The sequence below is a fragment of the Bacillus pumilus genome (assembly GCF_900186955.1).
Lineage (GTDB): Bacteria > Bacillota > Bacilli > Bacillales > Bacillaceae > Bacillus > Bacillus pumilus.
In genome coordinates this window covers 1,183,881-1,210,659 of record NZ_LT906438.1, presented here as the reverse complement: position 1 = coordinate 1,210,659, position 26,779 = coordinate 1,183,881, and the positions used below count along the sequence as shown (strand labels likewise).

The 26,779-nt window shown below is 39.8% G+C and carries 32 protein-coding genes, 1 tRNA gene, 1 pseudogene and 1 riboswitch; of the genes and pseudogenes, 14 read left to right on the top strand and 20 right to left on the bottom strand.

Going from position 1 to position 26,779, the window contains the following annotated elements; translation table 11 throughout:
* Positions 1-88 precede the first annotated feature (88 nt).
* Complete coding sequence (locus CKW02_RS06025) at positions 89-337, top strand: DUF2651 family protein (protein WP_003211793.1); 249 nt, start codon at positions 89-91, stop codon at positions 335-337.
* A gap of 41 nt (positions 338-378) precedes the next feature.
* On the opposite strand, the gene CKW02_RS06020 is transcribed toward CKW02_RS06025, so the two are convergent.
* The 6 genes and pseudogenes from CKW02_RS06020 to CKW02_RS20650 all read right to left on the bottom strand — a co-directional run.
* Entirely contained in the window at positions 379-1,209 is an 831-nt protein-coding gene (locus tag CKW02_RS06020) for an SMI1/KNR4 family protein (protein WP_003212071.1), read from the bottom strand.
* Between the two features lie 109 nt (positions 1,210-1,318).
* Positions 1,319-1,492 carry a hypothetical protein gene (locus tag CKW02_RS06015; RefSeq protein WP_003212043.1) on the bottom strand — a complete coding sequence of 58 codons (174 nt, stop codon included), beginning with the start codon at positions 1,490-1,492 and terminating at the stop codon, positions 1,319-1,321.
* Positions 1,482-2,600 (bottom strand): response regulator aspartate phosphatase, encoded by a 1,119-nt coding sequence (locus tag CKW02_RS06010; RefSeq protein WP_003211375.1) that lies wholly within the window; start codon positions 2,598-2,600, stop codon positions 1,482-1,484. The genes CKW02_RS06015 and CKW02_RS06010 overlap by 11 nt, the downstream gene beginning before the upstream one ends.
* Positions 2,601-2,800: 200 nt before the next feature.
* The gene (catA, locus tag CKW02_RS06005; RefSeq protein WP_003210797.1) at positions 2,801-3,463 is read right to left on the bottom strand and encodes a type A chloramphenicol O-acetyltransferase; all 663 of its coding nucleotides are present in this window, start codon (positions 3,461-3,463) and stop codon (positions 2,801-2,803) included.
* Positions 3,464-3,651: 188 nt separating this feature from the next.
* Positions 3,652-3,975: a SunI/YnzG family protein gene (locus tag CKW02_RS06000; RefSeq protein WP_034620055.1), complete on the bottom strand. Its 324-nt coding sequence runs from the start codon at positions 3,973-3,975 to the stop codon at positions 3,652-3,654.
* A gap of 161 nt (positions 3,976-4,136) precedes the next feature.
* Positions 4,137-4,255, bottom strand: a pseudogene (locus tag CKW02_RS20650) (DNA polymerase); the annotation flags it as partial.
* A gap of 51 nt (positions 4,256-4,306) precedes the next feature.
* Here CKW02_RS20650 and CKW02_RS05995 point away from each other — a divergent pair.
* A complete protein-coding gene (locus CKW02_RS05995; protein WP_003212145.1) occupies positions 4,307-4,495 on the top strand; it encodes a hypothetical protein in 189 nt (62 codons plus the stop codon).
* Between the two features lie 636 nt (positions 4,496-5,131).
* Here CKW02_RS05995 and CKW02_RS05990 read toward each other — a convergent pair.
* The 3 genes from CKW02_RS05990 to CKW02_RS20245 form a co-directional block, all read right to left on the bottom strand.
* Positions 5,132-7,321, bottom strand: a complete 2,190-nt coding sequence (locus CKW02_RS05990; protein ID WP_231953222.1) for a beta strand repeat-containing protein — start codon at positions 7,319-7,321, stop codon at positions 5,132-5,134.
* Positions 7,322-7,711: 390 nt separating this feature from the next.
* On the bottom strand, positions 7,712-8,683 hold the full coding sequence (gene hag / locus CKW02_RS05985) for a flagellin Hag (protein WP_095117783.1): 972 nt from the start codon (positions 8,681-8,683) through the stop codon (positions 7,712-7,714).
* A 6-nt stretch (positions 8,684-8,689) separates the two neighbouring features.
* Positions 8,690-8,857 carry a hypothetical protein gene (locus CKW02_RS20245; protein WP_169901753.1) on the bottom strand — a complete coding sequence of 56 codons (168 nt, stop codon included), beginning with the start codon at positions 8,855-8,857 and terminating at the stop codon, positions 8,690-8,692.
* Between the two features lie 274 nt (positions 8,858-9,131).
* On the opposite strand from CKW02_RS20245, the gene CKW02_RS05980 reads away from it, so the two are divergent.
* Both CKW02_RS05980 and CKW02_RS05975 read left to right on the top strand, forming a co-directional pair.
* Positions 9,132-9,578 carry a MarR family winged helix-turn-helix transcriptional regulator gene (locus tag CKW02_RS05980; protein WP_003211713.1) on the top strand — a complete coding sequence of 149 codons (447 nt, stop codon included), beginning with the start codon at positions 9,132-9,134 and terminating at the stop codon, positions 9,576-9,578.
* A 32-nt stretch (positions 9,579-9,610) separates the two neighbouring features.
* Positions 9,611-10,555: an acetyl-CoA carboxylase carboxyltransferase subunit alpha gene (locus CKW02_RS05975; RefSeq protein ID WP_003211522.1), complete on the top strand. Its 945-nt coding sequence runs from the start codon at positions 9,611-9,613 to the stop codon at positions 10,553-10,555.
* 205 nt (positions 10,556-10,760) lie between these two features.
* Here CKW02_RS05975 and hemB read toward each other — a convergent pair whose 3' ends face one another.
* Both hemB and CKW02_RS05965 read right to left on the bottom strand, forming a co-directional pair.
* Entirely contained in the window at positions 10,761-11,756 is a 996-nt protein-coding gene (gene hemB, locus CKW02_RS05970; RefSeq protein WP_003212301.1) for a porphobilinogen synthase, read from the bottom strand.
* Between the two features lie 445 nt (positions 11,757-12,201).
* Complete coding sequence (locus tag CKW02_RS05965; protein ID WP_003212015.1) at positions 12,202-12,621, bottom strand: MarR family winged helix-turn-helix transcriptional regulator; 420 nt, start codon at positions 12,619-12,621, stop codon at positions 12,202-12,204.
* A 112-nt stretch (positions 12,622-12,733) separates the two neighbouring features.
* Between CKW02_RS05965 and CKW02_RS05960 the strand changes: the two genes are divergently transcribed.
* From CKW02_RS05960 to CKW02_RS20115, 4 genes are all read left to right on the top strand, one after another.
* The gene (locus CKW02_RS05960; RefSeq protein WP_003211609.1) at positions 12,734-13,720 is read left to right on the top strand and encodes a YhdH/YhfP family quinone oxidoreductase; all 987 of its coding nucleotides are present in this window, start codon (positions 12,734-12,736) and stop codon (positions 13,718-13,720) included.
* A gap of 325 nt (positions 13,721-14,045) precedes the next feature.
* Positions 14,046-14,195, top strand: a complete 150-nt coding sequence (locus CKW02_RS20120; RefSeq protein WP_155114456.1) for a hypothetical protein — start codon at positions 14,046-14,048, stop codon at positions 14,193-14,195.
* A 634-nt stretch (positions 14,196-14,829) separates the two neighbouring features.
* The gene (locus CKW02_RS20440; RefSeq protein WP_003211209.1) at positions 14,830-15,858 is read left to right on the top strand and encodes a collagen-like domain-containing protein; all 1,029 of its coding nucleotides are present in this window, start codon (positions 14,830-14,832) and stop codon (positions 15,856-15,858) included.
* A gap of 33 nt (positions 15,859-15,891) precedes the next feature.
* Positions 15,892-16,236 carry a hypothetical protein gene (locus CKW02_RS20115; RefSeq protein WP_155114457.1) on the top strand — a complete coding sequence of 115 codons (345 nt, stop codon included), beginning with the start codon at positions 15,892-15,894 and terminating at the stop codon, positions 16,234-16,236.
* Positions 16,237-16,808: 572 nt separating this feature from the next.
* On the opposite strand, the gene CKW02_RS05945 is transcribed toward CKW02_RS20115, so the two are convergent.
* The 3 genes from CKW02_RS05945 to CKW02_RS05935 form a co-directional block, all read right to left on the bottom strand.
* Positions 16,809-16,881: transfer RNA gene (locus CKW02_RS05945), tRNA-Val, on the bottom strand.
* Between the two features lie 129 nt (positions 16,882-17,010).
* Positions 17,011-18,189 carry a cystathionine beta-lyase gene (gene metC, locus CKW02_RS05940; RefSeq protein ID WP_003212455.1) on the bottom strand — a complete coding sequence of 393 codons (1,179 nt, stop codon included), beginning with the start codon at positions 18,187-18,189 and terminating at the stop codon, positions 17,011-17,013.
* Complete coding sequence (locus tag CKW02_RS05935; RefSeq protein ID WP_034619989.1) at positions 18,186-19,304, bottom strand: methionine biosynthesis PLP-dependent protein; 1,119 nt, start codon at positions 19,302-19,304, stop codon at positions 18,186-18,188. Before CKW02_RS05935 ends, metC begins: the two co-directional genes overlap by 4 nt.
* 79 nt (positions 19,305-19,383) lie before the next feature.
* Positions 19,384-19,505: riboswitch (SAM riboswitch) on the bottom strand.
* A gap of 221 nt (positions 19,506-19,726) precedes the next feature.
* Between CKW02_RS05935 and CKW02_RS05930 the strand changes: the two genes are divergently transcribed.
* From CKW02_RS05930 to CKW02_RS05920, 3 genes are read left to right on the top strand one after another with little or no spacing between them, the layout of a single operon-like run.
* Positions 19,727-20,467: an alpha/beta hydrolase gene (locus tag CKW02_RS05930; protein WP_003211044.1), complete on the top strand. Its 741-nt coding sequence runs from the start codon at positions 19,727-19,729 to the stop codon at positions 20,465-20,467.
* 52 nt (positions 20,468-20,519) lie between these two features.
* Positions 20,520-21,035 carry a YjcG family protein gene (locus tag CKW02_RS05925; RefSeq protein WP_003210845.1) on the top strand — a complete coding sequence of 172 codons (516 nt, stop codon included), beginning with the start codon at positions 20,520-20,522 and terminating at the stop codon, positions 21,033-21,035.
* A 6-nt stretch (positions 21,036-21,041) separates the two neighbouring features.
* Positions 21,042-21,476 (top strand): GNAT family N-acetyltransferase, encoded by a 435-nt coding sequence (locus CKW02_RS05920; protein WP_003211517.1) that lies wholly within the window; start codon positions 21,042-21,044, stop codon positions 21,474-21,476.
* 83 nt (positions 21,477-21,559) lie between these two features.
* Here the strand turns inward: CKW02_RS05920 and CKW02_RS05915 are convergent, their stop codons facing one another.
* Complete coding sequence (locus CKW02_RS05915) at positions 21,560-21,817, bottom strand: hypothetical protein (protein WP_003210759.1); 258 nt, start codon at positions 21,815-21,817, stop codon at positions 21,560-21,562.
* A 126-nt stretch (positions 21,818-21,943) separates the two neighbouring features.
* Between CKW02_RS05915 and CKW02_RS05910 the strand changes: the two genes are divergently transcribed.
* The gene (locus CKW02_RS05910) at positions 21,944-24,256 is read left to right on the top strand and encodes a UvrD-helicase domain-containing protein (protein WP_003212356.1); all 2,313 of its coding nucleotides are present in this window, start codon (positions 21,944-21,946) and stop codon (positions 24,254-24,256) included.
* A 16-nt stretch (positions 24,257-24,272) separates the two neighbouring features.
* Here the strand turns inward: CKW02_RS05910 and spoVIF are convergent, their stop codons facing one another.
* The 5 genes from spoVIF to CKW02_RS05890 form a co-directional block, all read right to left on the bottom strand.
* The gene (spoVIF, locus tag CKW02_RS05905; protein WP_003212292.1) at positions 24,273-24,530 is read right to left on the bottom strand and encodes a sporulation-specific transcription regulator SpoVIF; all 258 of its coding nucleotides are present in this window, start codon (positions 24,528-24,530) and stop codon (positions 24,273-24,275) included.
* A 138-nt stretch (positions 24,531-24,668) separates the two neighbouring features.
* On the bottom strand, positions 24,669-24,806 hold the full coding sequence (locus tag CKW02_RS05900; protein ID WP_003212017.1) for a YjcZ family sporulation protein: 138 nt from the start codon (positions 24,804-24,806) through the stop codon (positions 24,669-24,671).
* A gap of 84 nt (positions 24,807-24,890) precedes the next feature.
* Positions 24,891-25,112 carry a hypothetical protein gene (locus CKW02_RS05895; RefSeq protein WP_003211789.1) on the bottom strand — a complete coding sequence of 74 codons (222 nt, stop codon included), beginning with the start codon at positions 25,110-25,112 and terminating at the stop codon, positions 24,891-24,893.
* An 85-nt stretch (positions 25,113-25,197) separates the two neighbouring features.
* A complete protein-coding gene (locus CKW02_RS20565) occupies positions 25,198-25,326 on the bottom strand; it encodes a hypothetical protein (protein ID WP_003211271.1) in 129 nt (42 codons plus the stop codon).
* A gap of 71 nt (positions 25,327-25,397) precedes the next feature.
* Positions 25,398-25,748 carry a DUF1360 domain-containing protein gene (locus CKW02_RS05890; RefSeq protein ID WP_034620057.1) on the bottom strand — a complete coding sequence of 117 codons (351 nt, stop codon included), beginning with the start codon at positions 25,746-25,748 and terminating at the stop codon, positions 25,398-25,400.
* A 168-nt stretch (positions 25,749-25,916) separates the two neighbouring features.
* On the opposite strand from CKW02_RS05890, the gene CKW02_RS05885 reads away from it, so the two are divergent.
* Entirely contained in the window at positions 25,917-26,312 is a 396-nt protein-coding gene (locus CKW02_RS05885; RefSeq protein ID WP_226805033.1) for a spore coat protein, read from the top strand.
* Positions 26,313-26,355: 43 nt separating this feature from the next.
* Positions 26,356-26,685 carry a hypothetical protein gene (locus tag CKW02_RS05880; RefSeq protein WP_034619991.1) on the top strand — a complete coding sequence of 110 codons (330 nt, stop codon included), beginning with the start codon at positions 26,356-26,358 and terminating at the stop codon, positions 26,683-26,685.
* Positions 26,686-26,779: the final 94 nt, after the last annotated feature.

The following is a 26,779-nucleotide window of genomic DNA, read 5'->3' as shown; positions in this document are numbered from 1 at the left end:
TATTCATGTTATGATATGGTTATTGATTCTTTTGTCTAATAATTTATTAAACTCAAATGTAGCTAAGACATTTAAAGGGAGAATTGATATGACTCATTTAGAATTCGCATTCGGCTTGCTTCCAGTCAGTATGATTATCGCCTCTTTTATCGTCACATTGATTGTACAAAAGGTTTATTTCATGCCAGTTGTGAGCTTTATCATTTTACTCATCCTGACATTTACACTTTTTAATGTCTCCTTCTTAGGCTGGGCAGTTGTTTACACTTTTGGCTCATTCATTGCTTCATATATAGCATTATTCATCATGAAAATTTTAAATAAAAAGAGGTCTTAAATACATTTAAAAAGCCCTTTACAGGGGCTTTTCTTCTTTCACTATCGTTTTTCCACTGGATGAATGTCTTCTCCCAAAAAGGCGATATTAGGCTCTCCACTCTTTTCTAGAAATTCAGCAATTTCTTGCAGCTCTTGATCGATACGGTCATTCCTTGGCATATCCGGGTTTAACAGAAGGATGGAGTGAATCGTTGTCGCTGTTTCATACAAGACATGTTGATCTTTTATCTGTTGGATGCATTGTTTCATACGATTGAAAAACCATTCGATCTCTTCTGTTTCTTCCATCGGATAATGTGCCATTTTGAAGAGATTCTGCTGACGAAGGTCTTGCCTCTCAAATATGTGTTCAAGCTCTTCTTTACTGACATATAAATCCGAAGCTTCCTCCTCAAACCGAACTACCTCGACCATCGCATCTTCAGCTGTATATAACTGCTCAATAAAATCATCAAAAGTATCTGCCAGCTTATAATCTACTTCCAGCTCTAAATCGAAATAGTGAATAGAAGGATGTTCCTTCGTTTCTCGATAATCCATGGCGATCCATGTATCTTCTTCTCCGCTGATGATCACAAGTCCCTCAGGCAGATCCAATTCATCACTTAACTGAAGACTATTCATGATGCCATCATCTTTGGCGATTCCTCTTAGATGGTCAAATTGAACATGATCCTCAGCCCATGAATTCGGCTGTTCGGTTGGAAAAGCATTACGAACTGTAAACCCGCCATTCCATTCTAAAATGAGCTTTTTGTACGTATCAGGTAAAATGACTCCAAGTGTGCCCTCTGCTTCATGAATTTGTTCCTCATCTATCTTTTTTAACGTAAAAGGACTCTCTTCTTCTTTCTCCCAGAATGATTTCAAAGTGGGTGCCTCCTCGTATCTATTGAGATAAGTATAACATTGACCAACTGTTCATTTGCTCATTCTACTTCATAAAAAAACAGACTCTTAAAGTCTGTTTTAATCTTGTCTATACGTTTTCAGTGGTTGTATTTCGATCAATCATAGTCGTGTTTCGATTTGATTTTTGTTCCTCCATTGTTGTATTCCGAATTGATTTTGTTTCAATGATTTTTAAAGTTTCTGCTGTTGAAACACTTAACAATACAATGGATAAAATGATTAGTAATTTTTTAATAATCATACAGACACTCTCCTTTTTGAATATCATTTTGAGCCTTAAGAGCCTTTCTGTAATATTCGGCAGCTTTTTCAAAGTCCCCTTTTTTTTCATAAAATAACCCGACACTTTGAGCAAATGCTTCCACATAGACATGTAGTTTCTTTTCTTCAAAAATATCAAACACTTCTTTCAAAGCTTGTTCATCAGTATCCATATAAATAGCTTTTAATGCTTTAAATAACAAGACACTTAGCGAATCATTTACCTTTGAGGAATATATAAGTCCATCTTCAACGAGCAGATCCGCTTCATCAGTTTGATTAGACTTGTATAGCGACCAACACAAACTAAATAGGGTGATTGGCTTTATGTCACTTTTTTCCGAAGAAATGACATCTAACACTTCTTTATAATGCTTTATTGCCTCTGTATACTTTGATTGCCTATCATATGTATTACCAATATTTAATAATGTTTTTGCTACTAAACGTTGATCGTTTGCGCCCACAGCAATTGAATAAGCAGTCTTTAAATGTTGCAACGACTTTTCATATCTCATGAAATCATCATAATTTCCTGCTATGACAATTAGACTTTGAATTTGACGAACTCTATACTGTTCATGTTCTTTATAAATATCTAGTGCCTTTATGATGTGATGCATAGAAACATGTGTTTGCTTCATAATATAGTAGGCCTCAGCCACCTTGAAGTGAAACTCTGCTTGCTCAATATCATCGACAACCAGTGCGAGCTGTCTTTCAGCGATCTTATAATATTGGATAGCCTGTATGTATTCTTTCTTACTAAATTCATGCATTCCTCTAAAAAAGGCATTATAGTATTGCAGCATACCAGAAAGTTGATGATTTGAGTTTTCAATTTTATCAACCAAATCAGAAACAGAAGGCGATCGTTTTTCTGATGGTTTGATATAATCAAGCATAAGCTGGTGACGAAAGCACATCAATTGATAATAAATGAGTAAATCCTGATCTTCTTCCATCCGTTCAATTTCTTGTTCTACCTCAGCTTTCAAAATCTCTGCATCCGGTACACTGAATTGCCGAATCATTTTATACCATTCATTGATTTTCACACCTACATGTGAAGAAAGAACTTTCTCCATCCCTTATTCCCCTTCCACTGAACTCCCTTATATGACATTTATTATCACATACAAGAATTTACAAAGCACCGAAAAGAAACCGCAAAAAGAACAAATATAGCCTCAGTAAACCTCATTTTCATTCTCATTACAAAACAAAAAGGCAGACTCATTGCAGTCTGCCTTCATCTTCTAGATTTCCATGAGAACACCTTTTGTCTTCAGGTAATCTGCAATGAATCATTTAACCACTCTTCACAATGTTCAATAAGCCATCTCAAATATTCAACATATTGACCGGCATGATAGCCATCACAAACTGCATGATGTACTTGTATGGCGACGGGCAGGATGATTTTTTCTTCTTTCGCCTTAAATTGACCTAACGTAAATATTGGCAGTAAATAAGTTTCGTCTGTAGATACATTAAGGTTAAAAGAAGTAAAATCAATCCACGGTAGACTTGAAATATTGAACATGTTTTCTGGCATATGAGGTTTCGGAAATAGGTTGCTGCTTTTGCTAAATGTTTCAATGTCGGTTACACAGCTTTTATAAAACTGAGCAAAGTTTTCGTCATAAGGCGTCCAAATACTTGAAAATGTCTTTGTTTCTTTATTTAGAATCGTATAACTAGGATGGAGAATCTCCCAGTAACCCAGTTCATCGTTCACTTGATCCATCCGAAACTCCGGTATTTTTTGCACAGCTCTTGCTAACAAATAAATTTGCACAGGATATACTTTTAGCTTTTTTTCTTTTAATATTGCATGCAATGTCGTGATGTCTAGATTGATCACCAAGCTATATGAGCATCGGGTTAACGTCATATAATGGTGAAAGTGCTCTTTTCGCGGATAATTTTCGTCTATTTGTTTAAACATTTTTATCTCCTCCTGAATGTGATTTACTGTATTCAGGAGGAGACTTTATCTGTTTTCACCACCACAATCATCCTTTCAAGAGATATGTCATGTTTCTGTCTATTCAAAGTCTACCATGAGCTTTGCCTACGTTAAAGCCTGCAGCAACTCGAATAAAAAAGCACCTTCTATTGTAGAAGGTACTTATCTTATATTCTAGCACTAGCTTTTTTATATTTTTGAAGAAATTGATGACCTTCATTTAAAAAAACTAGAAAACGCTTATTCATAGTTTCAATAACGATTCTATCTGGTTGACCATATGGAGCACCAATTCTATAATCAATATTATCTTCAACTCCATACTTGTCCGACTCTTTAATACTAACGATTTGATCAATTAGTATTTCTGTTTTAGATAAACCAAATTTTAAGACTAAGTATTTTTCACCAAAACTGTAACGGGTTTTTAGGAAAACAGTAAAAATAAAGAAAAGTGTTAATAAAAAGATTAACATCATTACATATTCCATAGAATCACTTTTTCTTATACTTTTATCTAATTTTACCATGTTTTTCACTTTTTAAAACCAACAACTTTAATAGAAGGATTATATATGTTTTAATTCACCCTAGTAAGGCAAGTTCTATGAAGTGCTGTTTATACATTTGTATAAGGTAACTACGATTCCCCCTCCTCTATATTGGAAAGAATGACTGAGATACTTCTCACTATTTTACCAATGTAAAACTTATAAAAAAGCATCTATATATGTCCATCTTACTTTTAGTGAAGAAATCAATTGTTTTAGTTTGTTGCAAACGACCTTTGTTCGTGTAATTCCTCAAGGAGGTGCTCGGCTAGTGACACAGGAAAATAAGGCATCAAAAAGTCTGTTAATTACTTTACCTGCCGCTATTATCGCTATTGTGTTGATTTTAGGAAAAATTGATACACCTGTAACAAATATTTTATTTTATGTAGTAGCTTTTGGTGTAATGGGTTTAACTGTTTCGAGCTTAATAAAAGACTACAAAAAAAAGAAAGAATGATTACGTGTCCAGGGAGCTGCATTATGTAGCTCCCTGTTTGTGAAAAACAGGATAATGAACAGCACTGAGAAATACAAAAGTCACTCTCGATTCTGAACACAACTGAAAGGGTTGGTCCCCAATTCGCCCCCATAAAAAAAACAGACCATGAAGGGCCTGTTTTAATTTTGCCTATACGTTTTGAGTTAATATACCTTTTAGGAGCATTGCCCGAGTCTAAATATCAAATCTACAAGGACCGATTTCCTTTGTCGAATGAATTAGAACGGGATGACTCTATTAAGTCATTACTTGATGAATATATCGACACTCATAAAACCCGTTGCGGAATCATCAAAACTAGTATTTGATGATTCCAGAATTACAACAACCTCATTTCCTGTTTGATATATATGTGCGACTTGCGGCTAGAGTTAAGATTCCCTCAATAGTGAAGGCAAATTAACTTGGATTATAATGCAATTATCGTACTAATATATACATCAAACGAAGACGGTGTTCTATTTATTAGAATCTAGAGCTGTCATGATTAAAAACACACTTAATAGCTCCTCCTGATTAATAGAATACCTTAATACCAATATACTCAACTAATACATTACTACTGTGATCGGCTTAATGAAATGGTTTAGAAACCTAACTGAGTCTGAAAATCGTTATTCTTCCAGAATCTGTTGTAATAGCCTGCCCGCTATTATTCGTTAATTGAATTGCAGTTCCTGGAACAAGTCTTGCTAGACCGATAGCTGTTACTTGTTGACCAACTGTGGTTCCCCTAACTACACCATTAACAACATTACTTCCATCGACATTTACATTAATCACAAGAGGACCAGCTTGAGCGCTAGCAGCGGAAACAATTGCAACTATTTCATAAATACCATCTTCTTGTATGGTAAAAATGCCTGGAGCAGTATAAGTTAGACCAGCTACTACCACATTCACAAATGAAAAATTAGCATCGTTAGCAACGGTTTGGGTACCAAAATTGCCAGAAGCCCTTGTTCCTATACGCGTTCCCGTGGCTCCTCTGACGCCCGTTGCACCGGTCGCTCCTGTATCTCCCGTTACTCCTGTGACGCCCGTTGCACCGGTCGCTCCTGTATCTCCTGTGACGCCCGTTGCACCGGTCGCTCCTGTATCTCCCGTTACACCAGTGGCTCCGGTCGCTCCTGTATCTCCCGTTACTCCTGTGACGCCCGTTGCACCGGTCGCTCCTGTATCTCCTGTGACGCCCGTTGCACCGGTCGCTCCTGTATCTCCCGTTACACCAGTGGCTCCGGTCGCTCCTGTATCTCCCGTTACTCCTGTGACGCCCGTTGCACCGGTCGCTCCTGTATCTCCTGTGACGCCCGTTGCACCGGTCGCTCCTGTATCTCCCGTTACACCAGTGGCTCCGGTCGCTCCTGTATCTCCTGTGACGCCCGTTGCACCGGTCGCTCCTGTATCTCCTGTGACGCCCGTTGCACCGGTCGCTCCTGTATCTCCCGTTACACCAGTGGCTCCGGTCGCTCCTGTATCTCCCGTTACTCCTGTGACGCCCGTTGCACCGGTCGCTCCTGTATCTCCTGTGACGCCCGTTGCACCGGTCGCTCCTGTATCTCCCGTTACACCAGTGGCTCCGGTCGCTCCTGTATCTCCTGTGACGCCCGTTGCACCGGTCGCTCCTGTATCTCCTGTGACGCCCGTTGCACCGGTCGCTCCTGTATCTCCCGTTACACCAGTGGCTCCGGTCGCTCCTGTATCTCCCGTTACTCCTGTGACGCCCGTTGCACCGGTCGCTCCTGTATCTCCTGTGACGCCCGTTGCACCGGTCGCTCCTGTATCTCCCGTTACACCAGTGGCTCCGGTCGCTCCTGTATCTCCTGTGACGCCCGTTGCACCGGTCGCTCCTGTATCTCCCGTTACACCAGTGGCTCCGGTCGCTCCTGTATCTCCTGTGACGCCCGTTGCACCGGTCGCTCCTGTATCTCCTGTGACGCCCGTTGCACCGGTCGCTCCTGTATCTCCTGTGACGCCCGTTGCACCGGTCGCTCCTGTATCTCCTGTGACGCCCGTTGCACCGGTCGCTCCTGTATCTCCTGTGACGCCCGTTGCACCGGTCGCTCCTGTATCTCCTGTGACGCCCGTTGCACCGGTCGCTCCTGTATCTCCTGCGGCTGCCAATAATGTATAGTCTGGCGACGTATCTGGTGTACCTGTTGGCGATGCTGTATTTACAACATAGGTTCCACCTTCAAATATGACCACTTGACCTACTGGATAGGTTGGAGATGTTGCTGGATCAAATGCCACAATGCCGGTTAATCCTACGCCGGTGGCTCCGGTGGCTCCCGTGGCTCCTGTAACTCCTGTAGCACCTGTATCTCCGGTTGCACCTGTATCTCCGGTTGCACCAGTCGCTCCTGTGCCTGTTGCTCCCGTGGCTCCAGCTTCACCAGCAGCAGCTAACAATGTATAATCTGGTGACGTACCTGGCGTACCTGTAGGCGACGCTGAATTCACTAAATACGTACTTCCATCGAATGTCACGACTTGGCCTGCTGGATACGTAGGTGCTACCGCTGGATCAAATGCCAAAATACCAGTTAACCCTACTCCTGTGGCTCCCGTTGCTCCTGCTGGGCCTCTTCTTCCCCTCCCGCCTGGCGGACCTTGAATTACACAAACACAAGGATTTTTGCCGCAGCAAGGATTTTTCCTTAATTTCTTGCAGCTATCACACTCCCAATCATAATTTTCATAAGAACCGTACCAACTTCCTTTTTTATAATTATTTCCGAAATGAGATGTACATGATTTTCCACAATGTCTACATCTTTTCATAAGTATGATCACCTCTTGACCATACTATGTAAATAAACTAAGTTTGGTTCTGTTTCTAGTATTAATGATACAGGGTCAACATTAATAGATTTGAAAACTGTATAATTTTCTTTTCTTATGTAGTTTTCAAAAAAACAAGTAAGGAATTACAATACATTTATTTCCCTCCACAAGAAAAATAAGATAAAGACACAAAAAGAAAAGACCTCCCCATGATCGGGGGATCTTTTCTAAATTGGGTGAAACTATAAGAGATTGCGGACATGTGGTCTATATACTTTATGTAAGCGGAAATAAAAGTGATTATTATTTATAATTGAGTTATAATCACTAGGATAATTGGTTGAAATTTGACAAAAAAAGCCCTTTTATATAGGGGCTTTTGATTTATTAACGTAATAATTGAAGTACGTTTTGTGGCTGTTGATTCGCTTGTGCAAGCATCGCTTGAGACGCTTGAGAAAGAATGTTGTTCTTCGTGAACTCACTCATTTCTTTCGCCATGTCAACGTCACGAATACGAGACTCAGCAGCCGTTAAGTTTTCAGAAGAAGCACCAAGGTTGTTGATTGTGTGCTCTAGACGGTTTTGGACTGCACCAAGTTTAGCACGTTGTGCAGAAACTTGTTTAATAGCTCCATCAACGATTGCTAACTGATCATCAAATCCACCATCGTCATCAGCTGCAATTGTTTCAAATTTAGATACATCGATATCTTTAACAGACTTACCTGTCTCAACTGCACCATCTGCGTCTGTAACGCCTAAAGCAGCAGCGCTCATATCTTGAATGTTGACTTTAATTTGTTGTGTAGCATTTGCACCAATTTGGAATACTAAAGCATCACCAGGAGTTGCTGGGACTGCAGGTGTACCTGTACTTGGATCATCTGGATCTGTCGGCGGATTTGCTGGTGTGCCAGGTGTACCTACTCCATTAAACGTACCATTCAATAATTTTTTTTCGTTAAACTCAGTACGATTAGAAATACCATCGACCTCTTCAACAAGCGCTGTGATCTCATCTTTAATTGCAGTTAAGTCTTCTCCTTGCTGTGTACCAGTGTTTCCCGCTTGAACTACTAGCTCACGTACACGTTGAAGAATTGAATGAGTTTCAGTTAATGCACCTTCAGCTGTTTGAATAAGAGAGATACCGTCTTGTGCGTTTTTAGACGCCATTTTTAATCCGCGGATTTGTCCACGCATTTTTTCAGAAATTGCTAGACCTGCTGCGTCATCTCCTGCACGGTTGATTTTAAGACCAGAAGAAAGTTTCTCCATGTTCTTTTGGCTCGCACCGTTGTTTGCTGATAAACGGTTTAATGTGTTAAGTGCTGCGATATTGTGGTTAATTCTCATTTCCTATTACCTCCGTGTAATTTTTTTATAGAGCTTATCTGTAAAGTCCATTTGGATGAGAAGCTCTTCCTTAGAATTTTCGATTTCTAAGGGATGTGTATAGTAGTAACGCAGAGCACCTTTTGGCTCTCTAACTTTACTACCGTATGTAACATCAGTTATGGCAATAATCATGAAACCTCCTTCTATTCATTCAAAATGATTAGTCTTGTCACTTTTACGAGACTAGATACCCGACATAACAATGAGTATTATGTTACCTACTATAGACTGAAATTCCATATATTTTAGTTTGTGGAAATTTTTAATTTCACAAATTAGACACATTTAACAAGAAAAAATACCTCGTCCATGTTGTCACATTGGCTTACGTTAAGCTTGTGAAAAAATCATATTCATGTATAATACAATTCATGTATAATACATGAATTGTAGGAGGATGACCTTTTTGAAAAGAGAAGATGCCTTAAAACTAAGAACAGATATTAAGAAAATGATTATATTAACTGGGGTTTTTGAATCTCAAAATTTGCCGAATGGACCATTTGAAAAACCTCTACCAACTTCTCAAATGATGGCGTTAGAGGAACTAGAGGTGGAAAAATTAACTGTTTGGCAACTATCCAATAAACTTAGATTAGAGACTTCAACTGTAAGTAGATTGGTAGATAAGTTAGTAAAAAAGGGGCTTGTTTATCGTGAAGTAAATGAAAAAAATAGAAGAGAACTTTTTCTGCACCTCACAGAAAAGGGTCACATTACTGTTAATCGCTTAAGAGAACAATCTCTTACATTTTATCAACGTATCCTCAATAATTTATCAGAATCAGAACAAAAAATAGTTGTGGATGGTTTTGAATTATTTATTGATTCTATTTCTAAGTCTTTTGATTAGAGTGAGGTAAATCATAACCTTTGGAGGATAAAATGAGTTTGGATTTTGAACGTCCTATCATTGAACTAAAAGAGAAATTTGATGAATTAAAGAAAATGATGAAAGAAAATAATGTAGATTTATCGTCAGAAATTCATTTATTAGAAAAACGTTTAAATAAAATGCAAGATGAAATTTATTCTAATCTTACACCTTTTCAACGAGTTCAAATTGCAAGGCTACGTAACCGGCCCACGACATTGGATTATATACCTTTATTGTTTACAAACTTTTTCGAACTTCATGGTGATCGATTATATGGTGATGATAAAGCAATGATAGGTGGTATTGCAAAATTTAAAGAGATGCCCGTTACGGTTATTGGTCATCAAAGAGGTAGAAGTACAAAGGAAAATATAGAAAGAAATTTTGGAATGTCACATCCAGAAGGATATAGAAAAGCGTTAAGACTTATGAAACAAGCTGATAAATTTAATCGCCCTATTATTACATTTATTGATACAATAGGCGCCTATCCAGGGAAAGGATCTGAAGAACGTGGAATTTCTGAAGCGATAGCTCGAAATCTTTTGGAAATGGCTACGCTTAAGGTCCCAATTGTTTGTATTGTAATTGGAGAGGCATCAAGTGGTGGAGCTCTTGGCATTAGTGTCGGTAACCATATCCATATGTTAGAGTATTCATGGTACTCGGTAATTTCGCCAGAAGGAGCAGCATCTATCCTATGGAAGGATGCTAAGTATGCTCCAGAAGCTGCTGAACATATGAAAATTTCAGCAAAAGATTTAAAACATTTAGGAATTATTGATGAAATCATTGCTGAAATTAAAGGTGGAGCACAAAATGATATAAAATCACAGGCAAAAATGATTGAATCTGTGATCGAATCATCTCTAAAAAAATTGAGACCATTATCCTCGGAAGAGCTTATACAACAGCGATATGAAAAGTATAGACAAATAGAGAATTATAAATGAAAATATTTAAAGTCCGTATTACATTTAGGAGGATTCTCGCAAAAAATTCTAAATATTTTGTAAGTAACTTAAGCTGGATTTGCTGATACTATTAAAAGATGTGTGATCGGTACGAAAAGGGATTTTTTTCATCTATACTTTTTCTGAAGGTCTTCAAATCGTCCTCATAAAAAAACAGACCATGCAGGGTCTGTTTTCATTTTGCCTATATGTTTTGAGATTCTCCATCTCTCAGTCGCCGAGCCATATCTAAAGCAAAATAAGTCAAAATACCATCGCATCCAGCGCGTTTGAACGACATTAATGATTCTTCAATTACAACATTTGCATCAAGCCAACCATTCTGAATAGCTGCCATCAACATTGAATATTCTCCACTAACCTGGTAAGCAAAAGTAGGAACTTTAAATTCCGATTTCACCCGATGTATGACATCTAAATACGGCAGCCCTGGTTTTACCATGACCATGTCCGCGCCCTCATTCAAATCAAGCGCTACCTCTCGAAGGGCTTCATCGCTATTGGCAGAATCCATTTGATAGCTTTTTTTATCCCCAGACAATACATTCCCCAGAGCTTGACGGAAAGGACCATAGAAGCCGGATGCATATTTCACCGCATACGATAGAATTCTTGTATTGACCAGTTCCTTTTCCTCTAAAGCACTCCGTATAGCACCTATACGCCCATCCATCATGTCGGATGGAGCTACAACATCAAAACCAGCTTCCGCAAGTAAGGTGGCTTGTTCGGATAATCTACTTACACTTTCATCGTTTACGACATATCCATTACGTAAAATTCCATCTTGCCCATGAGTGGTGTAAGGATCTAATGCAACATCACCGATTAATCCGAGTTCCGGGAATGCTCTCTTAAGCTCGCGGGCTGCCCGACAAATCAAATTATCCGGATTTGTCGCCTCACTCCCATCTGCATCTTTTTTTTCTGGATCGATAACAGGAAATAGCGCAACTGCTGGAATTCCCAATTCTACTGCCTGTCCCACGTGTTCAATAAGTCGATCCAGTCCGACTCGCAACTGCCCTGGCAGCGAAACAATTTCTTCCTCTCCCGGTTGTTCCCGAACAAAAACTGGCCAAATGAAATCATCAGCAGACAATCGATTTTCAGCGACCAATCTGCGGCTCCAGTCATTGTTTCGATTTCTTCTCATCCGAATGGACGGAAAACTCTCCATCAATATCATCTCCTACTGTTTTTTACCTAGTGGTTTTATTATTGCTCAATTATACCGACTTTGAACAAAAAGCTCGATTTCCAGCTGGAATTAACTTTCTCCTGTCGGTATAGTACCTTTAATTGCTGACTTGAACCTTAACAGACGTAACTATTCACTTTAAAGGTATATTAATGAACACTTGGTCGTTAGATGTTTTCAAAGTGAGCCATGTCGAAATCCAGGATTCTTCATGACCCTTCAAAGCCGGTTAAATTGGTTCCGGTATTTTCAAACCAACACGTGAAGAAAGAATTTTGTCCATCCCTTACCTAATTCACATAAAACACCTATATCTTATATTTACTATCACATCCAGGAATTTACAAAGCGCCAAAAAAAAAGCTCCTGTAAAGGAGCTTGTGATAGTTATCGGTTTAATATGAAACTTATTTATAAAAATACATCATTGAAAATTATTTATAATTGTACTTAATGCTTTCTTTAGTACAACCTTATCATCATTTGACAAGTTTTGAAGCGCTGTCTTGTTCAGCTCAATTGTTGCTGCTTCAACTTGATCTCTAATGACTAAAGATTTTTGAGTAGCCTCTACTAAAATATTTCTTCGATTGTTTGGATCTATTGTGCGTTCAATTAAGTCAGCTTTTTGCATTTTATCTAAAATTCCAGAAATTGTTGAGGCTTCTAAATATACAAGTTCTCCAATTTGTTTAGGAGATAGCTGGCCCTCTCTCCACAAACAGTTCAACACACCATATTGAGCGGGTGTCAAATCACATTCCTCTAAAAGCTTACTAAAGTACTTAAACACTTTATTTTGACTAACACTTAGTAAAAAATTTATGCACTCTGATAATTCCATTTTATCTCCCCCACATTGACTTTACCTATAATATCATGGTAGTTTTTTAATTGAAATACTTTTTCACCAGAAATATTTTGTTGTAATATATTTTTAGAGAGGAAGATAAACAATGGATTCATTTAAAGCGATACTAGTGACAGAAAAAAATGATCAAGTTAGTTATGATCTTCAAAATGTAAGTGTTAATGATTTATCTGAAGGAGAAGTATTAATTAAAGTAGCATATTCTTCAATCAATTATAAAGATATGCTGGCTGTTCAAAAAAATGGAGGTGTTATTCGTCACTATCCAATGATTCCTGGAATCGATTTAAGTGGAACGATCGTTCATACAACAGACAATCGTTTCGTAGAGGGTCAGCAAGTTATTGTAACAGGTTTCGCTATGGGCATGAGCCACACTGGAGGTTTTTCTGAATATGCTAGAGTACCTGCAGATTGGATTGTTCCTTTGCCAAATAACTTGACTTTAAAAGAAGCAATGATTTTTGGAACAGCAGGCTTTACCGCAGCTCTTTCTATTATGGCTTTACAGGAAAATGGTATGAGTACGAAAAATCAACCTAATATACTCGTTACGGGGTCAACTGGTGGAGTTGGTAGCATTGCTATACAATTATTATCTAAAATTGGGTACAAACATATTTTTGCTTTAGTGCGTAAAGATAATCAAGTTGATATAGCAAAATCTTTAGGAGCAACTGATGTCATTTTTGCAAACGAGTTAGGAGAGCTAAAAAAACCATTAAACAAGCAAAAATTTGACTTCGTCTTAGATACCGTAGGAGGAGATGTGGCTTCTGTGATCATTCCTCAAATTTCTTATGGTGGAAGCATGAGCATGTGCGGGAATGCAGGCGGAATTAAATTAACAACAACTGTGTTACCTTTTATTTTAAGAGGGATCAACCTTCTAGGAATCGATTCTGTAAATGTACCAATCAATAAACGCAAAGTCATTTGGAACGAGATAGCAAACGAATGGAATATCTCCCAAACGACCCTAGTCAATGAGATTACTCTCGATACATTACCTGAAAAAATTGAAGCCATTAAAAATGGTCAACATTTAGGAAGAACCATTATTAAATATTAAGATAAACGAACTTTATTTATTTAAATTACACCAGACAAATATTGAATGTATTGATGCAGATACCCCATCCCAAACAGGTGGGGGTACATATGTATGTGTATTCACCATAAAAGTTCCTATTTAATGCTTTTCGAAAGCGATTTTCCGACCCGTAAATGCTATCTACAACTAGCCCATGTATCAACTGAAATCGTTTGATCGCATTTACAATTTTTTGTCCATTGTAGCTCAATGGTCTAAAAAACAAACATTAAAAAACATTCTATTCCATGATTTAAACCATACAAAAATGGTCACGCTCCTTATATCGACTCGTGATGAGAGCATGAATACTATTCAAAAAAGAGCGGGACATGCTAGTGCTAAAACAACCTCAAATATTTATAGTCATGTTACAAACAAATTAGAATTTAACACTGCAGAACACTTTAATCGTTTTGATCCTAAAAATACTGAGGAACAATCTGGCGGATAAAGTTCGTCCCCAATCAAAAGAAATAGAACAAATATTCGTTATCCTAAAAACAAAAAACCCTTGTTACGCAAGGGTTTCAACGATGATTCTACGGATAAAGAATCTCTGATCTTCATGTTCATACTCTCCTTGCCGAATAAGCACCACCTTACGCTATTCGCTTAAATAGATTTTGCAATGATGATTACTCTCCGAGAGGATGCCAAGTACAGTTCATCATCATAAAATGAAAAACTGTCCTTGATACGTCTGCCGCAGACCAACTGCTATCCAGCTCAGAATGTCCCTCTCTTATGGCCAAATTCCTCATCACCTTTGTTCCGTATCCAGATACGCCATTGATAAGGGAAAAGCGCGTCTCCCAATAAAAAAAGCGAACACCAATCAAGGCACTTAAAATGCTCAATGATCAGCGCCGGCAGGTTCTTCCTTCTGGACAAAATATTCACGTTCGTTTTGCTTGTCTCTATCATACGATGATCCACTTAGGAAAAAAGGTCCCCTTTTTATCCCCCATTTTATCGTTTTTCCCTTGTATAAATTTAAATTTTTTTCATTTCCGCAACGGCCCTTACATAATTCTCCTCATTTAATATGATGTGTTGATTACATTTTTTTTTAGGAGTGAGTTCAAATGAGCAATAGGCGATGTTGTCGTTGTGGAGAATGGTTAGATGTTTGTTGTTGTATAAAGACAGTTGGTGTTCCTGGAAGGCGTGGACCAGCAGGAAAACCAGGTAGACGAGGTGCTACTGGTCCTTCTGGCCCCCCTGGTGCTACTGGCGCCACAGGTCCTACTGGCCCTTCTGGTGCTACTGGCGCCACAGGTCCTACTGGCCCTTCTGGTGCTACTGGCGCCACAGGTCCTACTGGCCCTTCTGGTGCTACTGGCGCTACCGGTCCTACTGGCCCTTCTGGTGCTACTGGCGCCACAGGTCCTACCGGTCCTTCTGGTGCTACTGGCGCCACCGGTCCTTCTGGTGCTACTGGCGCTACTGGTCCTACCGGCGCTACGGGGGCTACTGGAGCTACTGGTCCTACCGGAGAAGCCTGCTGTCCATGTACAAATCTTTTAACTAACCCTGGGTTTGATTTATCAGATACTGGGGAACCACCAGCATCATGGACATCTGCTACTGCTACTGTAGTTGATTTCCCAGATGCTCATAGTGGTCGTTTTGTCGGAAGTCCCACAACACCGACCATACAATCGGTTAGTATTCTAGGTTTAGACCCTAACCCACCAGTTGGGACAGTAGCAACTCCTGGCTTTATCAACCAAATTGTTCCTGTTTCAGAAGGCTGCTGCTTTACTCTTACGTTTGCAGGTGATGTGCGAGCACAAGGTGTATTAGTTGCATCGGTTTCCTTCCCACCACAAACATGCCCACCATTAATCACTAATACGGGTACTGCTGAAGGAACAGTGACAACTAACCCAATATTTACAGAGGGTATTCCGCATATTATAGCGGTATCTAACCAACCTCAAAGTGTCTTTCAAAATTATTCATTAACAGTTTGTGCACCACCAGGAGCGACTACCGCATGTATTACTTTTCAAAATATTGGTGATCCGTCTGAAGGTAGTCAGGCCCTAGTCGACAATGTTGTCTTTAAAAATGCAGGTGGCCCATGCGATACGTGTGTTCAAAACTTCTAATATTAAAGAGTTGGCAAAGGCATGTGAGTAAATATGGCTAGGAACTGCGGATGCGGAAGAAGAGTTTATAAAGAAGGAGATTTCATTGTTAAAACAAGCTGCCCTGAAATCACTTTAGAAATTATCCAAAAGGAAGATTTGTGTTTTCAAGTTAAAGGAAAAGTATCATGCAATACACTTCCTTTACAACATGTTAATGTAAATTTATCAAGTTCATCTGAAAGTATTTTAGAACCTCAAATATCTACTACTGATAAAGATGGAGGTTTTTCATCAGAATTAAATTTATTAAAGAAATCAACAAAAGAAGTTAAAATCACAGCAACTGTAATTTCTAATAAATCACCTGTAACTAAGTCCATCACCATCAACCCTTAAAGAGACTCATAAAAAGAACGCTAAATTCTTACAAAAAGAGGGGTTAATTTTACATTGACCCCTACTTTCTTAGATCCTTTATTCTTCAAGTAACTAAATGATTCCAAGGGCTGTGGAAAGATTAAATGTAGCTTGCTTTTTTAATTTATAGTATCAATCCTTCTTTAACCCCAATTCTTGGCATACCTCTAAATCTTTAACCAGGCATGACGTGAGATACTTTTTCTCGATTATATTATAATCAAGTTCATCAAGACTGTTCTTCAATGCTCGTTCAATCTGACGTAATTTAAAGCCCATTTATTGCTTCTTGAGGCTGGTGAGAGCATTAATGCTATTCAGAAAAGAGCGGGATATGCTAGTGCTAAAACAACATGAGATATTTATGGTCATGCTACATATAAATTAGAATTTAACAACGCAGAACACTTAAATCGTTCTGATCCTAAAAATACTGAGAAACAATCTGGTGGATAAAGTTCGGCCCTCATTCGTCCCCAATCAAAAGAAACAGAACGAATATTCGTTGTCAAAAAAAACAAAAAACCCTTGCTAGGCAAGGGTTTCAACGATGATTCCGACTGGGCTCGAACCAGCGACCTCTACCCTGTCAAGGTAGCGCTCTCCCAGCTGAGCTACGGAATCAAGTTATGTATCAGTTCTGGGCTTTCTGTTACTGACAGTCTCTATTATATAACTATCATGATACATCGTCAATGGTTTTATTGAAAAAAGGTCAAAAAGCCGGCGGCTGTGCCGGCTTTTTTCTCTCCTTTATGATTGGTTGACAAGAACGGGCTTTAGTTGATCGAGTGCTTGTTTGAAGTCGCGTTTGAGGTCTTCTCCGTTTTCTACTCCTACACTTAATCGAAGTAAACCGTCCGTAATCCCTCTTTTTTCTCTTTCTTCTTTTGGCATAGCGGCATGTGACATTTTGGCCGGGTATGACAGAATGGATTCGACGGCGCCTAGGCTGACGGCGAATACTGGTAATGTGACAGCATCCACTAATTCTTTGACCGCTGCTTCGTTTTCTAATTCAAATGAAAGAACTGCTCCAGCTCCGCTTGCTTGCTTTCGCTGAATGTCTGCACCAGGATGGTCATCTAAGCCTGGATAATATACTTTTTTCACCGCAGGATGCTCTTTGAGGAATGAAGAGAGTTCAAATGCCGTTTGGCTTGCTTTTTCTAATCTGACCTGAAGGGTTTTTAACCCTCTTAATACGAGCCAGCAATCCTGCACGCCAAGGACCGCACCGAAGGAGTTTTGCAGCGAATAAAGCTCCTCACCCAGTTTCTCGTCTTTCACTACAGCTAACCCTGACAGTACATCACTATGACCGCTCAAAAATTTCGTTGCGCTGTGCAGGACAACGTCAACACCAAGATCGAGCGGACGCTGAAGAGCGGGTGTTAAAAATGTATTATCTAAAAATGTCAGACAGTCATGTTCTTTGGCAAGCTGGACGACTCCCCCAATATCCGTAATCCCTAGAGTCGGGTTTGACGGCGTTTCCATGTAAATGACTTTTGTATTCGATTGAATGCCTCTTTTGATTTCAGTCAAATCCGTCATGTCCACAAAGGTATGCTCAATGCCAAATCGCGAAAGAACTTGGGTGATCATCCGAAATGTACCACCGTACACATCTCTTGTGACAAGGACGTGATCTCCTTTTGATAATAGAAGAAAAGCGGTTGAGATGGCTGCCATGCCTGATGCAAAAGCAAGCCCTCGAGTTCCTCCTTCTAGCGCCGCAATCGTATCCTCTAATGCTTGACGTGTAGGAGTCCCCGACCTTGAGTAATCATATTGACCAAAATCATCAAAGCTGCTTTGATGAAAGGTGGACGCATGCTGAATCGGCACACTGACTGCACCTGTTGAACGGTCTGTTTTGAATGCATTATGAACGAGTTGGGTTTCGAATGTCCAATCATGTGTGGTCATTTGGCATGTACCTCCTCTTTTACTTGTGATAGTGCCTGCTTTAGGTCTGCCTTCAGGTCATCTACGTGCTCAATACCAACGGAGAAACGGAGCAGTTTGTTACACACACCGTTTGCAATGCGAATTTCCTCAGGAATATCCATGTGCGTTTGCGTCGCAGGATACGTAATGAAGCTTTCGATTCCGCCAAGACTTTCAGCAAAACATATCGTTTTCAGCTGCTTTAAAAATGGATTGACCCAGTCCTCTTCGGCTACACGGAATGACAGCATTCCTCCCTTGCCTGGGTAAAGGACATCTTGAATTTCTGGCTGTTTCTTTAGAAACTCAGCTAGCTCCTTCGCATTTGCCTCGTGCTGGCGCATTCTAAGAGCCAGTGTTTTCATCCCTCTCATTAACAGCCATGAGTCAAATGGAGATAAAACGGCGCCAATTGCGTTTTGATGCTGGAACATGTCTTCAGAGAGCTTCTCTCCTTTTGTCACCACAAGCCCGGCAAGAACGTCATTGTGTCCACCTAAATATTTGGTTGCACTATGGATGACAATGTCCGCTCCAAGCGTAATCGGCTTTTGCAAAACGGGTGTGTAAAAGGTGTTATCGACAATGACCAAAGCGCCATGTTCTTTTGCAATCTTCGCTATTTTTTGAATATCCGCTTCCTGCATAAGTGGATTTGTCGGCGTTTCAATAAAGACTGCTTTTGTGTTTGGCGTGATTTTAGAGCGTAAACAGTCTTCATCTGAAAAATCATCGTAAAGAAAACGTAAGCCGTACTTTTTCCATTCGTTTTCAAACAAACGGTATGTACCGCCATATAGGTCTGATGAGACGATGAGTTCATCACCGCTTTCAAATAGCGCCATGATCGTTTGGATCGCAGCCATTCCCGAACTGAAGGCAAATCCGGCCGTCCCTTTTTCGAGTGAAGCAATCGCATCCTCTACAAGCTGTCTTGTTGGGTTTTTCGTACGAATGTAATCAAATCCGGTTGATTCCCCTATGCCTCTATGTCTGTAGGCTGTTGAAAGATAAACGGGGGGACTGACCGTACCAGTCGCCTCTTCGCTGCGGTTTCCAATTTGCGCTAATGTCGTTTCCACATGTTCTGTCATTTGACACCATCCTAAGTAAAAATCTGATTTCAAAACAGAAAACCCCTTCTTCATAAGAAGAAGGGGTTTTAATCGCTTCCTCTTATCTTCCAAGCAAAAAAGCTGCTTGCTGGATTTAGCACCTTGGTACATCACATGAAGTGATGCATACCGGTTGCTGAGGTTTCAAAGGGCCAGTCCCTCCACCTCTCACGATAAGAATGTGTTGTCTGTCTGTTCTAATTCCTAATACTGTAACGCATTAAATCTCATTTTTCAAGAGGAATCTGAACAATTAATTGAAATTTTCTGTATTTTATAACAGATTCGGTGTTAACTGAATTGATTGCATGTTAGCATATAGGAACAACGCTATTTTTCATGTTACAATGAATGGAAACGTTTCACTTTGTGATGAAATCGGTTAGCTGGAGGAATGGATTATGGTGAAGAAAACAGGCATTATTCAAGAAGAAACATTACATTCAAAAGAACTTGGGGCGGATGTGACCCTTTTGATCTATTTGCCAGTCAATTATTCCCCCCTTTATACATATCATGTCATCATTGCCCAGGATGGTCATGATTATTTCCGCTTAGGCAAAATAGGCAGACAGGCAGAAGAATTGATGCAAAACAAAGAAATGGAACGCTCCATTATCATTGGTGTTCCTTATGAAAATGTCACGGAAAGACGGAATACGTATCATCCAGACGGCACAAAATTTGAAGCGTATAAACGCTTTTTAGCAAATGAACTTGTCCCTTATATTGATACGCATTATCCAACCTATCAAATTGGCTCAGGTCGCACGTTTATTGGTGATTCACTAGGTGCTACAATTTCTCTTATGACAGCGATTGATTATCCTTCTTTATTTGGCGGACTCATTTTGCAGTCACCTTACGTTGATGAGTCAGTCTTAGAAGCTGTTAAACAGTCGACAGCCCTTTCTCATTATGCAATTATCCATCAAATTGGACTGGAAGAAACGGCTGTGAAAACGACAGATGGCCAAGTGCTTGATTTTATTCAGCCAAACGACGATTTAAAGGCACTTCTTGAACAGTCAGGTGCGGATTATTTATTTGAGACATTCGAAGGGGATCATAAATGGACGTTTTGGCAGCCGCTCATTGCGCCTTCGTTAAAAAGAATGCTCCCATATTCGTTAATCAACTGAATTTTGTTATAATAAACAATAATAAATACTTTCTTAATCAGGAGGGAACAAGATGAAATACGGAGTTGTTATATTTCCATCAAAAAAATTGCAAGATATTGCGAACTCTTACCGGAAGCGTTATGATCCGAACTATGCACTCATACCGCCTCATTTAACACTTAGAACACCTTTTGAATTAACGGATCTAGAAGCGGCTGAGGTCGTCTCAACGTTAAGAGAGTATGCAAAAAATGTTTCTCCTATTACGTTACGTATTAAAAAATTCAGTTCATTCGCTCCTGTAAACAACGTCATTTATATGAAAGTAGAACCGAACGAGGAAATCATGGCGCTCAATGAAAGATTGTACGCAGATCCACTTGAAGGTACACCTGAATATGCCTTTGTTCCGCATGTAACAGTGGCTCAAAAACTATCAGATGATGAGCATTCAGACGTACTTGGCACATTAAAGCTGAGAAAGATTGACCATGAAGAAACAGTGGATCGCTTCCACCTTTTATATCAATTAGAGAACGGATCTTGGACCGTCTATGAAACATTTATTTTAGGAGAAGAGGGTTAAGTACACTTGAAAACAGTCATCGCAACAGCACAAACACAACGAGAAGATGCATATTACGTTCGAAAAGAAGTATTCGTCAAAGAACAAGAAGTCCCAATAGAGATTGAAATAGATGAACTAGAAGACGAGGCCATTCATTTTGTCATTTATAACGATGAAATGAAGCCTCAGGCAGCCGCTAGATTGCGGATCATTGAAGGGCCAAAGGCAAAGCTAGAACGAATTTGTGTGTTAAAAGAGGCGCGCGCTTTCGGCCTTGGCCACAAACTATTAGAAGCGCTGGAAACAGAAGCCATTGCGAATGGAGCGAAGGAAGCGGTTATGCACGCACAAGTCCAAGCTCTTCCTTTCTACGAAAAGAAAGGCTACAAAGCCGTATCTGAACCGTTTGAAGAAGCAGGAATCGCACATGTCAAAATGACAAAAACACTGTCTGTTTGACCAAAAGAAAAAGCCAGAGCATTCATGATGCCCTGGCTTTTCTTTCTTTATCATCGTTCGTCAATGGAAGAAAGCGCAATCATTTATATATACGTATTAATATGAACGCCTTTACCTTCCTCCATAAACATATCTCGTACAAAGCGTTCCCGCTTTTTTTGTTGTACTTTCGTTTCCGCTTCTGTCACTAAGTCCTCTTTTTTCTCCAGCTCTCTGTATATCTTGTCATGAAAGGTGCGAGTAACCTTAGTTACTTTCGCGTAGTCTTCTTTATCCTGAGGAGCAGGACGATTGATATATTGAAAATACAGATCCGGCTGAATCGGGGCTATATATCCCATCAAGAACGCCTCCTTTGCTTCTCTTCTACTCTACTATTCCCTAATTATGACTGTTTGAAACACGTCTCATTTGATATGATTAGATGTGTTTCTTTTTAAGATTGATTAACTATTGGAGGACTAGCTTTGAAATGCGCACGACGACATGATCGAACAATCTCATTACATACGTATTCGAGAGAACATTATCAATTCCTCCATGACGAGGGAAAAAAAGGGCACTTATTCTGCCCATATTGCGGACAACCAGTCTTTTTCAGATTAAATATACATGAAGAACCTGCCTTTATTCATAAACATATGTCTCAGCAAGAGCTGTGTGAACAAGCAGAAGAACAAGAAGATCAGAAAAAACACGCAGAACAAAAGGAAAGTGCTTCTTATAAAGAACTTGGGGGCTTCCGTTTTCCAACAGGTAAACAAATCATCTCGCAAACGAATGAATCATATGACTGGCAGGAACCAAAGTCGATTCAATTTAGTGATGCGATACATTTAGAAGAGAATGAACAAGCACATACCATCGATCTCTTTCCGCATATCACCTTTAGTACACCACAGCTTCAAGCTGTCACACATAAAGACGGTCCGATGCTAGTGCTGGCTGGCGCTGGCAGCGGGAAAACAAGAGTCCTGACAGCAAGAGCGGCTTATCTCATGTCACATCATCATATTCCTGCTCACCATATCTTACTCGTGACTTTCACCACAAAAGCCAGCAGTGAAATGAAAGAAAGACTGCGCAAGCAATATCAGCTTCACCCATCACAAGCAAGCCAAGTGGTGACAGGCACTTTCCACAGTCTTTTTTATAAAATGCTGCTTCACGATGACGCAAACAAATGGAACGGCCAGCACCTGATCAAGTTTGATTGGCAGAAGGAACAGTACATTCGGAAAGCCATCATGAATGAAGGACTAGATGAAAAAAACTACCCTACCGATCAAGTCCTGCAATCGATCGGCTTTTGGAAAAATGCTTTTTTACCAGGCGAGCTTCCTGATTTGAAGGATGAAAAAGAAAAACACATGTGGACGATCTATCAATCTTATGAACAGCAAAAACAAGACAATCAGCAATTTGACTTTGATGACATGGCCATTGCCTGCTTGCACATGCTGACAGAACAGCCTGAACTACTGAAACGATATCAAGAACGGTTCAAGTATATTTTGGTGGATGAATTTCAGGATATAAATCCAGTTCAATATCAATTGATTCAGCTATTAGCTGGAGAAACTGAGCAGCTATTTTGTGTCGGTGATGATGATCAAGCCATTTATGCGTTTAGGGGCAGTAACCCTGCTTTCATTCTTGAATTCAAACGGGACTACCCTTCGGCTCAGATTGTCCACTTACATGCCAATTACCGGTCGCATCATACAATTGTCGCAAGTGCGGATGCCATTATTAAGAAAAATCAGCATCGTTATGAGAAAACGTTAAAAGCCGTCCGTTCGGAGACAATCCCACCTACGCTCTTTTATCCATATGACGAGGAAGAGGAAGCGACCATGATCGTGGCAGACATTCAGGAGAAAATCAAAAACGGCGCAAAGCCTAGTGATATCTGCGTGCTCTTTCGCACCAATACGGGAGGCCGCGCGATTTATGAGCGTCTGCATCAATCCGCGATTCCGTATGAGACGGAATCTGGTGTCAAAGCCTTCTACAGCAGACGAATTGTTCGGGTTCTTCTCGCCTTTCTCTCTTTAAGTCAGGATGCTGATGATGTGGCTGCTATGAAACAGCTGCTTCCGGTTTTCTTTTTAAAGCAGCAGACCTTAAACACAATGAAGGCACTGACCATCACGGAAGATTGTTCAATGGTCGACGCACTCGGAAAACTAACAGATATTCAGCCGTTTCAACAGAAAAAGCTGCAATCCATTGTTCCTCTGTTCCGCACGTTACGAAATTTAAAGCCGTCTGACGCTGTGGCGTTTATTGAACAAAAGATGGGACTTGGTGATTACTTAAAAAAACGAGTGAATGATACGAATGTACTTGAAAAAGGGGCTGATGATGTACGAGATGTAAAAACCGCCGCCAAACGCTTTGAAACGATTGAAGCCTTTCTCGCACACGCCGAACATATGAAGTCTGCCGAAAAGGAAAAAACAGACGAACCAGGTGTTCAGCTCATGACGATTCACCGTGCAAAGGGACTGGAATTCCAAACGGTGTACATCACTTGCGTTGTCGACGGAGCACTGCCTCATGATTTCTCACTCGATGAACTCAGAAACGGTGAAGAAGAAGCCTTGGAAGAAGAGCGCCGTTTATTATACGTGGCTATGACAAGAGCTGAACAATCTCTTTATCTATCGGTTCCATCATTTAGACGAGGAAAAACCGCTCATCGCTCGCGCTTTTTGTATCCCCTTCTAAAGAAAAACCGAGAATTATTCGCAGAAAAACAACAGGCCCCCCTCTAAGCGGAGAGCCTGTTGTTTATTTTTTGTTGTTCATCATTTTAGCGATGGTATTGAAATCAAGCTTTTCTTTTCCACTTGTAATCGATTGAACGATTTTGTCTTCCATTTCTTTCGGTACACGTTTATTCGCAAGCTGCGCTACTTTTTTAATGACGCCTCGAACCGTTGCTTCATCTTTAAAGTTGGCATTTTGCAAAGAACCTGCAAGCTTAAAAACATCGTTCATATTCACACCCGTTTTATTTTCAACGCTTTTAAAGAATTTATTATCCATTCATTTGCCTCCTCTTTGTGGAGTAATCACCTTACTATATGATAATAGGCGAGATATGTGCCTATCCTAAAGCCTTGTTTGCCCAAAGAGAAAGGAAAGCAAAAGGCTCCCCTATTGCTTCCCTCACCTTCTTACTGTTTAGTTAAAGAAAGAAGCACCAACGATGATTAGAAGGATGAAAAGCACAACGACAAGAACAAATGTTGATCCATATCCGCCGCCATAACCTCCGCCGTAGCCGCCGCAAGAACCGCCACCGTAACCGTAACAACTCATATATAAGCACCTCCTCTTCTCCCTTACAAAATATGAAAAATACAACAAATGGTTTGGACGATCACATAAAAAAGTGCGGAATTTTTATTTCTGCTGTTTAAAGACGTAATCTGCCTCTCCATGACGTATCATGAATGCTTCTGTTTCTTTCGCAAAAGCATCCATTTTCACGCCAAATGCTTTTAAATGCTCCTCAAGATCCTTCGCTTTATCCGTTAGATCCATTTCAACCTTTTCATGCGCTTGCTCTTTCCCATCATGGGGGTTAGTGAACAAGGAACCGATTAATTGTTCGAATGCATCCATTCTGGTCACCCCTTCTCTCTTACATATGCATCACTCAAAAAAAGGGCAACAAAAAAACCGGATAAATCCGGCTTTTGTTTTTCCTTTATTGAGGTTTCTTTTTGTTTCCACAGCCGCAGCCTGCTTTTTTAATTTTCTTCGTATAAACAGATTGTTGATTTGACTGCGCTGGATAACCTTGAAGCGTATGTGACGGCGTTTCAGTTGGTTTCATCGCAACCCTTCCTTTCCTATTCCATGATAGTATATGCATTTTTTAAAAGCGTGTCTGATCAGAATGCCTGTTTATTTCACCAGCTTTGAGACGATCGCTTCAATAATGCCTGCTGCTGCGGCAATCGCTAATAGTAAATTAAGCCACATGCTAATGACAGGAAATAATATGTATATCAGAAGTAAAGCAGCAGTGCACCACATGCCAGTACACCAATAACAGCTTAACAGCTCTCCTACCCAAGACCGCAGCCCTTTACCTTTAATGATGATATATGTCTCTACTTCACCTTGTTCATTGACCTCTTCTTGTTCTTCATGAAATAAACGGCGGAAAGGAGCAGTAATGGTATCAAACACAATGAGCCTCGTCAGTCTAAAGGATGCGAGGGCAAACACGACAAATGACAAAGCACCGCTCAGGAGCCTCCACCTCCTTCTTTCTTCTTTTTTGCGTCCTTTCTTTATATATGCAAAAAGAAAGACCGCCATGATGAATCGAGCAGAAATAAAATTGGGTTGTACTTTTTCACACTTTCCGATTCCACCTTGAGCCTCTGCTGCATTAAATAATGTATAGATAAGAAAGGAGTGAAAGTATTGTCTATTGAAGAAAGTGCTGATTTATTATACACACAACTGTTAAACGAATTAATCAGCAATTATGATGATTTCATTGAGATCAAAGATTCCGAAAATGTCACAATTCATAAAACAGATGTAACAGCCGCACTCTCCCTTCAAGCGACCGTAACGACAATCATTACTCTTTTAATCCAGCTTCTTGTACCAGACGATGAATTGGCTGCAGATATCACAGATCAGATTTTAGCCACACAACAAGTGACAGTCCAAAAGAAAACTGTGATTCAAATCATCAATTGCCATAACATCACGATTACATTAACTGATGCATCCATTATGAACTCCGTCCAAATTCTCACTCAAACATTGAATGTACTCTTAGTTGAAGCCGGCATTCTTTGACCCTTTCTTTTTCTAACATCATGTATGAAAGAGGTGAAATAGCTTGTCTGAAAATAATAAAAAACAAGATTACAATATTGATACAAATGTAGACCCTTTAACCAGCCTGCTTGTCAGTGATGTTTTAAATAAGTACAACATTACAGCAGAAAATAGACGCCCTTTAGATGATGAACAAAAAAGAAATATTTTAAAATTAGTTGAAGACCTTCAAAAGAAGGCAAATGATTTTGTTGAATCACAGAAAGAAAAAAAACGTCAAGAAGAAACTCAAGTTGCTCAACAACCAGAAGCAACTGATTCAAAAACTAGGCGTGGAAAAAGAACAAACACATTGAGACATCGTATTCATCAGCGAAAGGAGACTGAATAAAACAACAATGAATAAAAATGGGTGCTTATATCAAGGTATTTGCCTCAATCCAAAATCAATATTTCGCATTTAATAAAGTAAACGAGAGGAGGAA